Raw genomic sequence first — 12,818 nt, forward strand, 5'->3', positions numbered from 1 at the left:
CAACGAACGACCTGTCCGTTTTGCTCCCGCGCCCCCAACGCACCGGCTAGTCTCACCCCTCGTGTCCGACTGGCTCCGCTGGCTCCTGATCGCCGCAGCTGTGTTCGCCGCGGTCGGCCTGGTCGTCGGACGGCGGGTGCCGCTCAACCGGCTGGGGCTTTCCTGGCTGCGAACGCCAGATCTCGACGGGCGGGGCTCGATCCTGCTGTCCGTCCTCGCTTGGCTGATCGTCGCGGTCGTCGTCGCCGGTGGGACCACCGGCGGGCTGCTGTGGTTCCTCGGCTGGCCGAAGCTGCCGTCCGCAGGGGTGTTCGGGGTCGACCAGCTGCTCGATCTACTCAAGATCGCCCTCTCCGTGGTCGCAGGGTTCGGCGGCGTGGTGCTGCTCGCCGTCAACTACCGCAAGCAGCGGGTCACCGAAAAGGAGCACGACCTCGCCGTCGAGAAGGCCGATCGGGAGGTGGTGCAAGGCTTCAACGAGCGGCTCGGCACCGCCGCCGAACAGCTCGCCCACGAGAGCCCGGCCGTTCGGCTGACCGGCGTCTACGCCCTCGCCGGCCTCGCCGACGACTGGGTCGACAAGCGTCAGGTCTGCGTGGACGTCCTTTGCGGTTACCTGCGCCTCCAGACCGAGGTGATGACGCCCGGCGAGACCGAGGTCCGGCAGGCCATCCTCCGGATGATCCGGGATCGGCTCACGAGCTTCGAGTGGTGGTCGCCCGTCGACTTCGACTTCACCGGGGTCGTGTTCGAGAACGCCGACTTCTCCGGCCTGCGTTTCCCCGGTCGGGTCATCTTCGACCGGGCAGACTTCACAGGGGAGCTGACGTCCTTCGACCACACGCGCTTCCAGGGGCTGCTCAGCTGCCACGGCACGCGCTTCACCACCGAGCGGACCTCGTTCACCTCGGCGTGGCTCAACGGCGGTGCCGAGTTCGTCGGTGCGGAATTCGGCGGGCGGCACCTGGCCTGTTCCCGCTGGGACGCCCGGGGGCCGGTCGACTTCTACCGGTGTCGGTTCCCGGTCGAATCGCTGGACTTCTCCGCGTTGTCCATCGAGAACGCCGTCGTCCGGTTCGAGCAGGCGAAGTTCACCGAGGCCACACTCGACTTCGGCCTGCTGGGCATCTGGGCTGCTGAAGCCGCGTTCGCCCGCCTGAACTTCGACGACGTGCGGTTCACCCGGTGCCGGCTCGACCTGAAGTTCCTGTCCGAGAGCGAGCGAGCGATCTGGTTCACCGACTGCGTGCTCGACACCACCGTCCTCGTCGTCGACGACCTCGACGCGCCGATGCCGTGGCTGAACCTGCGGAACGTGGAACTGCGCGGGGGCACCGAAATCCCCGAACGGATCATCCGGCGCCCCCGATCGCTCAGCTCGGCACCTCGTCCAGGTACGCCTGCGCCTGAAGCGTGAACAGCTCCGCGTACCCCGCCTTCGCCGCCATCAGCTCCTCGTGCGTGCCGTACTCCGCTACCTTTCCGTGCTCCAGCAGCAGGATCCGCTCCGCCTGGCGCACCGTCGAGAACCGGTGCGAGATGTACAACGTCGTCCGGCCCTCCGACAGCTCACGCAACCGCGAGAACAGGTCGTGCTCCGCCTGGGCGTCCAACGCCGACGTCGGTTCGTCCAGGATCAGGATCGGTGCCTCGCGCTGGAACGCCCGGGCCAGCGCGATCTTCTGCCACTCGCCGCCGGACAGCGAAACTCCCTGGTCGAACCAACGCCCCAGCGGGCTGTCGTAACCGCTCGGCAGGCGCTCGATGCGCTCGTCCGCGCCCGCCCGGCGGGCCGAGTCCTCGATGTGGGGGCGGTCCTCCAAGCGCGAAAGGTCGCCCAGCCCGATGTTCTCCGCCGCCGTTCCCTGGTACGTCACGTAGTCCTGGAACATCGCGCTGATCCGCGCGCGCAGCTCCACCGGGTCGTACTCGCGGATGTCGACGCCGTCCAGCAGGATGCGGCCGCCCGTGGGGTCGTAGAGCCGGCACAGCAGCTTGAACAGCGTCGACTTGCCCGCGCCGTTGCGGCCGACCACCGCCACCGTTTCGCCCGGCCGGATCTCGAAGCTGACGTTGTCCAGGGCCGGTTCCTCCGAGCCCGGGTAGGCGAACGTCACCGACTCGAACTCGATGTGACCGTCCACAGCGGACGGAAACACCCGCGGGGACGCGGGCGCCGTGATCTCCGGCTTCGTGTCCAGGAAGCGGTACAGCGTGTCCAGGTACAGGTTGTTCTCGTACATCCCCGAAAACGCCGTGAACAGCCCGGACACCGACGTCTGCACCGACGTCGCCGCAGCCGTGTACAACGCCAGGTCGCCGAGCGTGAGCCGACCGCCGACCGCCTCCAGCGCGATGTACAGCGCGATCGCCGACCCCGCGAACGTGCTCAGCAGCCCCCAGGACGTCGAGCTGACGTTGCGGTTGATCGTCAGCTTCCGCTGCCGCTCGTACGACACCAGGCCGAGCCGGCGGAACCGGTCCACGAAGTACGGGCCGAGCCCGAACAGCTTCGTCTCCTTGGCGTACGTGTCCGTCGTGACCAAAGAGGACAGATAATCCATCCGGCGCTTGATCGGCGACATCAGGAACGTCAGCCAGAACGCGCGCGAGCCGTACTTGGACTGCGAGATGAACGCCGGGATCGGCGCCACCAGGGCGACCAGGGCCAGCAGCGGGCTGATCGACACGAGCAGCGCGATCATGCTGCCGAACGTGATCAACGTCCGGACCAGCCCCAGCGCGGAGTTCATCATCGACAACGGCCGCGTCGGCGCCTCCTGCGCGGCCTGGCGCAGCATGTCGTAGGATGCGGAGCCCTCGAAGTACGCGAGGTGCAGCTCGCTCGCGTGCGCCATCACCTGGTGGCGGATCGTCAGCGTCATGCGTTCCTGCAGCAGGGACTGCGCGATCGACGTCATGGCGCTGCTGATCGCGGTCGCGGCGAGCACGCCGAACTGGAACAGCGCGACGTTCACGATGTCGCCCGTGGTCCCCTTGTGCTGGATCGCCGCGACGACCGAGTCGAGCAGCAGCTTCGCCACGTACGCGGTCACGGTCGGCAGGAGGCCGGACAACAGCGTGATCAGCGCGAGGAGGATCGTCAGGACCGGGCTGGCCTGCCACGTCAGCTTGACGACCTTCGGCAGGCCGCGGACCGTGCCCGCCACCGATGTCTTCGCCCGCCGCAACCGCGAGCGCAGGTCCTTCGGCTGGTCTTCCGGCTTCGGTTCGGGGATGTCGACGGGTCCGGTGAGCCCGCTCTCCGGCACCGTCGTCGCGTGCCGCCGCCGTCCGCGCCTGGCCAGCATGAACTCCATGCCGCCCCCACCGCCCGGGATCACTTGGCCTCCACGGCGCCGTGCAGGAAGACGTCGACCACCTGGCGCGTGGTGGGGACGTCGTCGATCGGCGCCATCCGGCGGCCGCCGAACAGCAGGGTCAAAAACAGCGCGGCGAGCTGCTCGGGGGTCAGTCGCAGCCGGTCCTTGTCGGGCTCGAACAGCTCGGTGATCGCGCCGCGCATGGCGGTCATCGACTCGCTGCGGCCGCCCTTCATCGTGCGGTTCTTCAGGCGCTGCTCGGGGTCGCGCTGCTTGTGCCTGCCGGACGCGTGCAGGGCGCCCATCAGCGCGCCCATCCGCTCGAAGTGCGCGCCGAGCGCTTCGGCGGCCTCGACGAGCCGGTCCGCCAGGGGCTGCTCGATGGGGATTTCGGCGATCGCGTCGAGGACGTGGTCGGGGCGCAGCACCTCGGCGGTGCAGGCGTCGAACAGCTCGTCCTTGTCCTTGAACGCGCGGAAGATGGTGCCCTCGCCGATGCCGGCGGCGCGGGCGATCTGGCTGGTCGTCACGTTGGCGCCGTGCTCCATCAGGAGCGGCAGCACCGCGTGCACGATCATGGCGCGCCGGTCTTCGGCGCTCATGCTCGGCGCTCTGCGCCGGGTTTCGGGTGCTGGTGTCATGCCACCAGTGTGCGGAGTGAGTGCTCACTCCGTCAAATGAGTAAAAGTGAGGGCCGCCCGAAGACGGCCCTCACCTGCGGAAACTCAGTACGTCATCGCCATGGCCGGGTCGGCCAGCAGTGCGCCGACGTCGGCCAGGAACTCCGAACCCTGCTGGCCGTCGACCACGCGGTGGTCGAAGCTCAGCGACAGCTGCAGCACCTTGCGGACCTTGATCTCGCCGTCCACCACCCACGGCTGGTCCTTGATCGCGCCGAGGCACAGGATCGCGGACTCGCCCGGGTTGATGATCGGCGTTCCCGTGTCGACGCCGAACACGCCAACGTTGGTGATCGTGATCGTGCCGTTCGCCATGTCCGCCGGCGACGTCTTGCCCTCGCGGGCGGTGTCCGTCAGCGCCGTCAGCGCCTGGGCCAGCTCCTTCAGCGACATCGAGTCGGCGTCGCGGACCTTGGGCACGATCAGGCCGCGCGGGGTCGCCGCCGCGATGCCGAGGTGCACGTAGTCCTTGTAGACGATCTCCTGCGCCGCTTCGTCCCAGACCGCGTTGACGTCCGGGGTGCGCTTCGCCGCCAGGCAGACGGCCTTCGCCGCGAACGTCAACGGCGTCACCTTCACGCCCGCGAACTCGCGCGACTTCTTCAGCTTCTCGCGGAACTCCATCATCGGCGTGACGTCGATGGTCAGGAACTCCGTGACGTGCGGAGCGGTGTACGCGCTCTGCACCATCGCCGCCGCGGTGGCCTTGCGGACGCCCTTGATCGGCACGCGCCGCTCGCGGGACCCGCTGTCCACGACGGGCTCGACGACCGGCGTTCCGTTGGCGGCGCGCTCGACGTCTTCGCGCGTGATGACGCCGCCGTCCGCGCTTCCGGTCAGCGCGTGCAGGTCGACCCCGAGGTCCTTCGCGAGCTTCCGCACCGGCGGCTTCGCCAGCGGGACGTACCCACCGCGCGGCGCGACCGGAGCAACCGGAGCTGGCGCGACCGGAGCGGGCGCCGGCGGAGCGGCGACCGCGGCAGCCGGAGCCGGAGCCGGTTCCGCGCCCTTGCGAGGCCGCCGTTGCGTGACCACGGTCTTGGAGCCGTAGCCGACGAGCGGCTTCATCTCTTCTTCTTCGGCCGGCGCGGCGGCGGGAGCGGCCGCGGGCGCCGGAGCCGCGGCGCCACCCGGGTCGACGTCGATGGTGAGGATCGGCGTGCCGACCTCCACCGTCTGACCCGGCTCGACGTGCAGCTCCGTGACCACCCCGGCCCACGGGATCGGCAGCTCGACGGCGGCCTTGGCGGTCTCGATCTCGACCACGATCTGGTTGACCGTCACCGTGTCGCCCGGCTTCACGTGCCAGTTGAGGATGTCGGCTTCGGTCAGCCCCTCGGCCGTGTCGGCCAGGGGGAACTGTTTGTACGTAGGCATTGCGCGGAGATCCCCCTTACCAGGCGAGCGAGCGGTCGACGGCGTGCAGCACCCGGTCGAGATCGGGGAGGTAGTGCTCCTCGAGCTTGGCCGGCGGGTACGGCGTGTCGAACCCGGTCACCCGGAGGACCGGCGCTTCCAGCGAGTAGAAGCACTCCTGCTGGACACGCGCGGCGATCTCCGACGTCAGCGACGACTCGGACGGCGCCTCCGACAGCGCGATCAGCCGTCCGGTCTTGCGCACCGACTCGAACACCGGGCCGAGGTCCAGCGGCGAGAGCGTGCGCAGGTCGATGACCTCGAGGGACTTGCCTTCGTCCTCGGCCGCGGCGGCCGCGTCGAGCGCGACCTTCACCGACGGGCCGTACGCGACGACCGTCGCCGTCGTGCCTTCGCGCACGACCTGCGAGGAGAACATCTTCTGCGGCGTGCCGGCGACGTCGATCTCCGCGCGCAGCGCACCCGAGTGGTACAGCCGCTTGGGCTCGAAGAACAGGATCGGGTCGTCGGACTTGATCGCTTCCTGGATGCCCCAGTAGGCGTCGACGGCGTTCGAAATGGACACGACCTTGAGGCCGGGGATGTGCGCGAACAGCGACTCCGGCGACTCCGAGTGGTGCTCGACCGCGCCGATCCCGCCGCCGAAGGGCACCCGGATCACGACGGGCATCTTGACCTTGCCCTGCGTCCGGTAGTGCAGCTTCGCCAGCTGCGAGGAGATCTGGTCGAAGCCCGGGAAGATGAAGCCCTCGAACTGGATTTCGCAGACCGGCCGGAAGCCGCGCACCGCCAGGCCGACCGCGGTGCCGATGATGCCGGACTCCGCGAGCGGCGTGTCCAGCACGCGCTGCTCGCCGAAGTCCTTCTGCAGGCCGTCGGTGATCCGGAAGACGCCGCCGAGCTTGCCGACGTCCTCGCCCATGATCAGGACCTTGGGATCTTCTTCCATCGCGCGGCGCAGGCCGAGGTTGAGCGCCTTGCCGATGGTGAGTTTCTGGAGGTCGGACATCAGTGCTCACCCGCCGATACGAAGCCGTCGAGGTAGGACAGGAACTCTTCGCGCTGCGCCTCCAGCACCGGGTTGCCCTCGGCGTAGACGTTGCTGAAGATCCGGTCCGGGGGCGGCTCCGGCATGTTGAACGTGTACTCGCGCAGGTCCGCGGCGAACGCGTCGGCTTCGGCCTGGACGCTGTCGAAGAAGGCCTGGTCGGCGTAGCCGCCGCGGGCCAGGTACGCGCGGACGCGTTCGATCGGGTCCTTGAGCTTCCACTCCTCCAGCTCGTCGGAGAGGCGGTAGCGGGTCGGGTCGTCGGTCGTCGTGTGCGCGTCCATCCGGTAGGTGAACGCCTCGATCAGCACCGGTCCGTTGCCGTGGCGGCACTCGTCGAGCGCCCACCGGGACACCGCCAGGCAGGCCAGGACGTCGTTGCCGTCGACGCGGATGCCGGGGAAGCCGTAGCCGCGGGCGCGCTGGTACAGCGGCAGGCGTGACTGGCGCTCGGTCGGCTCGGAGATCGCCCACTGGTTGTTCTGACAGAAGAACACCAGCGGCGCGTCGTAGACGGCGGCCCAGACGAATCCCTCGTGGACGTCGCCCTGCGAAGTCGCTCCGTCACCGAAGTAGCAGATCGTGGCTTCGCCGTCGTCGTCGCCCACCTTGCCCTCGAACTTCTGGCCCATCGCGTAGCCGGCGGCGTTGAGCACCTGGTTGCCGATCACGATGGTGTACGGGTGGAAGCCGTGGCCCTGGTAGTCCCAGCCGCTGTGGTCGGTGCACCGGAAGATGCCGAGCAGGTCCTTCATGTCGACCCCGCGCGCGTACGCGACGCCGTGCTCGCGGTAGCTGGGGAACGCCATGTCGTTCTTCTTCAGCGCCCGGCCGGAGCCGATCTGCGCGGCTTCCTGCCCGAGCAGCGGGACCCAGATGCCGAGCTGGCCCTGGCGCTGCATGGCGTTGGCTTCGCGGTCGGCGCGGCGCACCAGCACCATGTCGCGGTAGAGCCCGCGCAGCGCTTCGGCGTCGACGTCCTCGACGTACTTGTCGAACTGGGGCGAGGGGACCCGTTCGCCTTCGGGGGTGAGCAGCTGAGTCAGCTCAGCGCCACCTTCGCTGGTTGCCCGCAATCCGGCGATCACCTGCTCGGGGGAAGGCTGGGCCGCTACGGCGGCCGGCCCGTCTCCAGGCTCCGGGTGCGTCCACTGTTCGGACGGCATGCGCAGTACTCCTCGGTGTCGGTGCCTCTGGCGGCCGCTTGTGGCGACCACAGCGACTGCACCGGCGGGGACCAGCGCATCGGGTCCGAAGCGCTCGGTCACCGTCGGCGTTGACGGTTCTCGCCGACATCCTGGCACGAAGGTCCGCGCTTTGGTGAGTGACGGATGCTGATTTGTTGCTGAGAAAGGGGCTCTGAACAGGGAAAACGTTAGGAAGCCCGAGCATCGGACCTACGAGAGTAGGGAATCGACGCGCGCGCTCACCAGGCGTGGCCGCGTCACCACGCGCACCGGACGCCGCGTGATCACCCACATCGGGGACGACCTTGTGATGTGCCGCACGCCGGGATCCCCATGGCACGATGGCCGCGTGGAGCAGAAATCCGTTCGTGAATCCGTCGTGACGTCGTGGACCGACGACGTCATCCCGAGCCTGTCCGGGCTGGTGGCCATCCCCGCCCTGTCCCCGGCCTTCGACGCCGACTGGGCGAACACCGGGCACCTGGCCGCCGCCGTCGACCACGTCCGCGAGTGGATCGCCGCGCGCGACCTGCCCGGCGCGACCCTCGAGGTCGTCGAGCTCGAAGGCCGCACACCGCTGCTGCTCGTCGACGTCCCGGCGACCCCGGGCGCGGCGGACAAGGGCACCGTGCTGATGTACGGCCACCTCGACAAGCAGCCGCCGGTCGGTGGCTGGTCCGAGGGGCTCGGCCCGTGGACGCCGGTGATCCGCGACGGCCGGCTGTACGGCCGCGGGTCCGTCGACGACGGCTACTCCGGCTACGCGGCGACGACGGCGATCCAGGCCGTCCACGCGGCCGGCGGCGAGCACGCCCGGATCGTCGTGCTGCTGGAGACCGGCGAGGAGTCCGGCAGCCCCGACCTGCCCGCGTACGTCGAGCACCTGGCCGACCGCATCGGCGACGTCTCGCTGGTGGTCTGCCTCGACGCCGGCGGCAGCGACTACGAGCGGTTGTGGCTGGTCACGAGCCTGCGCGGGATGCTGCACCTGGACGTCACCGTGCAGCTGCTGGGCTCGGCGCAGCACTCCGGCGTCGCGTCGGGGGTCGTCGCCAGCTCGTTCCGCGTGCTGCGGAAGCTGCTCGAACGGCTCGAGGACAGCACCACCGGGGAGCTGCTGCTCGACGAGCTGAAGGTCGACGTCCCGGCGAACCGGCTGGCCGAGCTGAAGGCCGTCTCGCAGGACTTCCCGGAGGCGCTGAAGACGGCGTTCCCGCTGGTCGAAGGCGGCCGCGTGATCACCGAAGACGCGCTGGAGCTGGCGCTCAACAACACCTGGCGGCCGACGCTGTCGGTGATCGGCGCCGACGGCTTCCCGAAGCCCGCCGACGCCGGCAACGTGCTCCGCGAGAGCACCACGCTGACCTTGAGCTTCCGGCTCCCGCCGACGGCCGACGCCGCGAAGGGCCTCGAAGTCGTGAAGAAGGCCCTGACCACGGACGTCCCGTACGGCGCGAAGGTCACCTTCGGCCACAACCCGCAGGCGGAGGACGGCTGGAACGCGCCGACCGAGGCGCCGTGGCTGACCAACGCCCTGCGCACGGTCAGCGACGAGGTCTTCGGCCAGCCGCACCGGGCGGCCGGCATGGGCGGGTCGATCCCGTTCATGGGCCTGCTCTCGCGGAAGTACCCGGAGGCGCAGTTCCTGGTCACCGGCGCGTGCGGATCCGACTCCAACATCCACGTGCCGGACGAGTGGCTGCACCTGGACTACGCGCAGCGGGTCACCGAGGCCGTCGCGCACATCCTGGACGCGCACGCCCGCGGCTAACGGCAGGCTTCCCGGAACGCCTCGGCGGCCGCGTCGAGGTACGCCGGGAAGTCCTCGGCGCCGTTCGCGTCGATCCAGCGGTCGAAGGCGTCGCCGAGGATGATCGCCGCCGCCTGAGCTGCCGGTTTCGCCAGCTCGGGCGCGGTACCCCGGCGTTCCAGGGCGTCCCGGATCGCGGCCGTGATCGCCGCGGCCTTGCTGCGCTCGCGTTCGCGGAGTTCGGCGCTCGAAGCGATCACGGCCCGGCGTTCCGGCGACGGGTCGACCAGCCGCGTGACCTGCGTGCCGACCTCCACGAGCGCGCCCAGGGCCGTGCGAAGCGGCGACTCCGCCTCTTCGGCGGCGAGAACGGCTTCGCCGACCGCCGGTGGTAGCTGCTCCGCGCCGGCGAAGAGGACTTCGCGCTTGTCGGGGAAGTAGCGGAAGTACGAGCGGCGGGTGATCCCGGCGCGCTCGGCGATCTGCGTCACGGTCACGGCGTCGTACCCGTGCTCGGCGTACAGCTCCAGCGCGGCTTTCCGCAGCCGGTCCGCGGTGCCGGGATCCCATCTGGCCACGGTGCCAGCCTACAAGTGACGTCTCAGTGTGTCGTCACGTGCTAGCCTCAGTGATGACACACTGAGACGTCACTGAGGAGCTGGCATGGACATCTGGGTTCTGGGAGCGTCCGGTCGCACCGGCCGGGCCGTCACCGCAGCGCTGGCCGCACGCGGGCTGGCGGCCGTGCCGGTCGGGCGCGACCGGGAGCGGCTCGCGGCGCTCGGCGGGAAGTTCGTCGTCGCCGACGGTGCCGATGCGATCGCGGCCGAAATCCGGCGGCAGCGGCCGGCGGTCGTCATCAACACGATCGGCGAGTACGCGGCGACGGCCCCGGTGATCGCCCGCGCGTGTCTGCCCGGCGGTCACTACGTCGACCTGGCCGCGGACCTGGTCGCCGTTCAGGGGCTGCTCGACCTGCACGAAGAGGCCCAGGCCGGCGGCAGCACCTTCCTGACCGGGGTCGGCTTCGGTGTCCTGGCCACCGAGGCGGTCGTGGTGAAGCTGTGCGAAGGGCGGCCGACGCCGGCCTCCGTGCGGGTCGACGCGCTGGCGTCCGTCGCCGTCGAGGAAGGCGCCGTGGGGGTCGCGCTGGCCGCCAGCATCGTCGACGCCCTGACCACGGCCAGGTCCGGCGCGGCCCCGAGGACCATCGCCCTGCCGGACGGCGAGTCGATGACGGCGGCCGGTGCTCCCTCGGGCGAGCTGATCGCCGCCCAGCGCGCGAGCGGCACCCCGGACGTCACGGTCTACTCCGGGCTCGCGCCGGTCTCCCCGGTGGTCCGGGCACTGATGCCGCTGCTCAGCAGGCTGGTGGCGATCCCGGCCGTGCGCCGGTTCGCCGTCCGGCGGCTCGCCGCGGTCCGCACGAAGCCCGCGCCCCGCCCGCGCACGCACTCCTGGGGCCACGCGGTCGTCACCTGGCCGGACGGCACCACGCGCGAAGGCTGGCTCCGCGCGGGCGAGGCCATGGACTTCACCGCCGCGACCGTGGCCGAAGCGGCGGCCCGGCTCGCCCGCGGCGAAGCCAAGCCCGGCGCCGGAACACCGGCGGCCGCGCTCGGCGCCGACCTGGCCGAAGCCGCGGGCGGCACCTTCCTGCTCTAAGCGAGCCGCGTCAGGTGGACCGAGACGTCCAAAGTGGACTGGCCGCCACCCGTGAAGATGCCCTTCAACGGCGCCACGTCCGCGTAGTCCCGGCCCATCGCCACCCACACGTGCCGGGGGCCGACCGGGATCGCGTTCGTCGGGTCGTACGCCCACCAGCCGCCGGTCCAGACGTCGACCCAGGCGTGCGACTCGCCCTCGACCACCTCGCCGAGCTTGGCGTCCGGCTTCGTGTGGAGGTACCCCGAGACGTACCGCGCCGGGACGCCGATCGCCCGCAGCATCACCAGCGTGACGTGCGCGAAGTCCTGGCAGACGCCTTCGCGTGCCTGCCAGGCGTCCGTCGCCGTCGAGTGGACGCCGGTCGTGCCCGGCTGGTACTTGAGCTGCTTGTTCACCCACTCGCAGACCGCGAGGACCGCGTCCGCCGGGTCCAGCCCGGTCCGCAGGGCGCGGGCCTCGCGCGCCAGCTCGGGGTCGCGCGGGGTGTAGTCGGTCGGCGTCAGGTACTCCGTGCGGTGGTCGACGACCGTCTCGGACCGCAGGTCCTTCCAGGTCGCGGTGCGGATCGGCTCGGCTTCGTCCGCCGTCTCGACCACCGACGTCGCCAGCACCGCGAACTCGGTGTGCGGCGCGTGGAGGTCGAACGACGTCACGACCGTGCCCCAGTAGTCGGTGTACCGGTACGCGCGGGTCGCCGGGGTCGTCTCGATGCGCGTCGCGACCGTCGTCTGGCGGCGGTCCGAGCGCGGGGTCAGCCGCGCCTCGTTGTACGACTGCGTCGCCGGCGTCGCGTACCGGTACCCCGTGCGGTGCGCCACCCGCAGCTGCCACGTCACAGCGAAACCTCCGCACCGCTCCACGCCACCCACGGCGACGTGCTGAAGTACTGCAACGACACGGCTTCCCCGATTTCCTTGATCGACGTCTGCAACGCCGGCAGCCGCCGCGGCAGGTCGGTGAGCAGCTCCGACGGCCGGAGGAACTCCAGCTCGCTCCGCGCCCGGCCGAGCTCGCGCAGCGCCTCGGACTTCTCGTTGCTGCGCGCGCCGCCGCCCGGGTCGAGCCGTTGCAGGCATTCCTCCGCCTGGCGCAGCGCGTGGAACACCGAGCGCGGGAACAGCGTGTCCCGCAACAGGAACTGCACGACACGGCCGGCGTCGAGCGCGCCCCGGTAGGTCCGCAGGTACGTGTCCTGCGCGCCGGCCGAGCGCAGCACCGTGATCCAGCCCGGCGACGACGCGCGGTCCGCGACCCGCGAGAGCAGCAGCCGGACGACCATGTCGGCGCGTTCGATCGAGCGGCCGAGCACCATGAACAGCCAGCCGTCGTCGCGCGACATCGTCGAGTCGGCGAGGCCGGCGAACATCGCCGCGCGCTCCTCCACGAAGGACAGGAACGCGTGCGGCCCGGCCCGGCGCGCGTAGCGCTGCCGGTCCGGGACCGCGTTCCACGTCGCGTTCAGGCATTCCCACAGCTCGGTCGAGACGACTTCGCGGGCGCCACGCGTGTTCTCGCGCGCGGAGTTGATCGAGCCGACGATCGAGGCCGGGTTGTCCTTCGCGTACGCCACCAGCTCGGTCAGCTTCCAGACGTCGAGGGCCTCCCCGTCGGGGGTGTCGATGCCCAGGACGGCCAGCAGCTGGCGGCTCGCGTGGTCCGGGTCGACGGTGGCGTCCTCCAGCAGCTGGTGGACCGAGACGTTGAGGATCCGGGAGGTGTCGTCGGCGCGTTCGACGTACCGGCCGATCCAGTACAGCGACTCCGCGTTGCGGGCCAGCATCGGAA

Annotated in this window: 11 protein-coding genes; 3 read left to right on the forward strand and 8 right to left on the reverse strand. The window is 70.5% G+C overall.

The window, feature by feature from the left end; all coding sequences use genetic code 11:
• The first annotated feature begins 61 nt into the window (after positions 1-61).
• Complete coding sequence (locus ACWEVP_RS06845; protein WP_452061657.1) at positions 62-1,417, forward strand: hypothetical protein; 1,356 nt, start codon at positions 62-64, stop codon at positions 1,415-1,417.
• On the opposite strand, the gene ACWEVP_RS06850 is transcribed toward ACWEVP_RS06845, so the two are convergent.
• The 5 genes from ACWEVP_RS06850 to pdhA form a co-directional block, all read right to left on the reverse strand.
• The gene (locus ACWEVP_RS06850) at positions 1,374-3,320 is read right to left on the reverse strand and encodes an ABC transporter ATP-binding protein (RefSeq protein WP_452061946.1); all 1,947 of its coding nucleotides are present in this window, start codon (positions 3,318-3,320) and stop codon (positions 1,374-1,376) included. The two genes, ACWEVP_RS06845 and ACWEVP_RS06850, sit on opposite strands and share 44 nt — an antisense overlap.
• Before the next feature lie 20 nt (positions 3,321-3,340).
• Positions 3,341-3,925 (reverse strand): TetR/AcrR family transcriptional regulator, encoded by a 585-nt coding sequence (locus tag ACWEVP_RS06855; RefSeq protein ID WP_452061947.1) that lies wholly within the window; start codon positions 3,923-3,925, stop codon positions 3,341-3,343.
• A 123-nt stretch (positions 3,926-4,048) separates the two neighbouring features.
• Positions 4,049-5,380: a dihydrolipoamide acetyltransferase family protein gene (locus ACWEVP_RS06860; RefSeq protein ID WP_452061658.1), complete on the reverse strand. Its 1,332-nt coding sequence runs from the start codon at positions 5,378-5,380 to the stop codon at positions 4,049-4,051.
• 16 nt (positions 5,381-5,396) lie between these two features.
• Positions 5,397-6,389 (reverse strand): alpha-ketoacid dehydrogenase subunit beta, encoded by a 993-nt coding sequence (locus tag ACWEVP_RS06865; RefSeq protein WP_452061659.1) that lies wholly within the window; start codon positions 6,387-6,389, stop codon positions 5,397-5,399.
• Positions 6,389-7,594, reverse strand: a complete 1,206-nt coding sequence (gene pdhA, locus ACWEVP_RS06870) for a pyruvate dehydrogenase (acetyl-transferring) E1 component subunit alpha (RefSeq protein WP_452061660.1) — start codon at positions 7,592-7,594, stop codon at positions 6,389-6,391. The genes ACWEVP_RS06865 and pdhA overlap by 1 nt, the downstream gene beginning before the upstream one ends.
• A 370-nt stretch (positions 7,595-7,964) precedes the next feature.
• On the opposite strand from pdhA, the gene ACWEVP_RS06875 reads away from it, so the two are divergent.
• The gene (locus ACWEVP_RS06875; protein ID WP_452061661.1) at positions 7,965-9,386 is read left to right on the forward strand and encodes a M20/M25/M40 family metallo-hydrolase; all 1,422 of its coding nucleotides are present in this window, start codon (positions 7,965-7,967) and stop codon (positions 9,384-9,386) included.
• Here the strand turns inward: ACWEVP_RS06875 and ACWEVP_RS06880 are convergent.
• A complete protein-coding gene (locus ACWEVP_RS06880; protein ID WP_452061662.1) occupies positions 9,383-9,943 on the reverse strand; it encodes a helix-turn-helix domain-containing protein in 561 nt (186 codons plus the stop codon). The genes ACWEVP_RS06875 and ACWEVP_RS06880 overlap by 4 nt on opposite strands.
• 85 nt (positions 9,944-10,028) lie before the next feature.
• On the opposite strand from ACWEVP_RS06880, the gene ACWEVP_RS06885 reads away from it, so the two are divergent.
• Entirely contained in the window at positions 10,029-11,030 is a 1,002-nt protein-coding gene (locus tag ACWEVP_RS06885) for a hypothetical protein (RefSeq protein ID WP_452061663.1), read from the forward strand.
• On the opposite strand, the gene ACWEVP_RS06890 is transcribed toward ACWEVP_RS06885, so the two are convergent.
• Both ACWEVP_RS06890 and ACWEVP_RS06895 read right to left on the reverse strand, forming a co-directional pair.
• Positions 11,027-11,869 carry a transglutaminase family protein gene (locus ACWEVP_RS06890; RefSeq protein WP_452061664.1) on the reverse strand — a complete coding sequence of 281 codons (843 nt, stop codon included), beginning with the start codon at positions 11,867-11,869 and terminating at the stop codon, positions 11,027-11,029. The genes ACWEVP_RS06885 and ACWEVP_RS06890 overlap by 4 nt on opposite strands.
• Positions 11,866-12,813 (reverse strand): alpha-E domain-containing protein, encoded by a 948-nt coding sequence (locus ACWEVP_RS06895; protein WP_372667424.1) that lies wholly within the window; start codon positions 12,811-12,813, stop codon positions 11,866-11,868. Before ACWEVP_RS06895 ends, ACWEVP_RS06890 begins: the two co-directional genes overlap by 4 nt.
• Between the last annotated feature and the right edge of the window lie 5 nt (positions 12,814-12,818).

The organism is Amycolatopsis sp. NPDC003865, assembly GCF_053605345.1.

What these genes read in the sequence shown, in the direction of transcription:
- ACWEVP_RS06865 (WP_452061659.1), bottom strand. Translation starts at nt 6,389, where the DNA reads ATGTCCGACCTCCAGAAACTCACCATCGGCAAGGCGCTCAACCTCGGC.
- ACWEVP_RS06895 (WP_372667424.1), bottom strand. Translation starts at nt 12,813, where the DNA reads ATGCTGGCCCGCAACGCGGAGTCGCTGTACTGGATCGGCCGGTACGTC.
- ACWEVP_RS06860 (WP_452061658.1), bottom strand. Translation starts at nt 5,380, where the DNA reads ATGCCTACGTACAAACAGTTCCCCCTGGCCGACACGGCCGAGGGGCTG.
- ACWEVP_RS06885 (WP_452061663.1), top strand. Translation starts at nt 10,029, where the DNA reads ATGGACATCTGGGTTCTGGGAGCGTCCGGTCGCACCGGCCGGGCCGTC.
- pdhA (WP_452061660.1), bottom strand. Translation starts at nt 7,594, where the DNA reads ATGCCGTCCGAACAGTGGACGCACCCGGAGCCTGGAGACGGGCCGGCC.
- ACWEVP_RS06855 (WP_452061947.1), bottom strand. Translation starts at nt 3,925, where the DNA reads ATGAGCGCCGAAGACCGGCGCGCCATGATCGTGCACGCGGTGCTGCCG.
- ACWEVP_RS06850 (WP_452061946.1), bottom strand. Translation starts at nt 3,320, where the DNA reads ATGGAGTTCATGCTGGCCAGGCGCGGACGGCGGCGGCACGCGACGACG.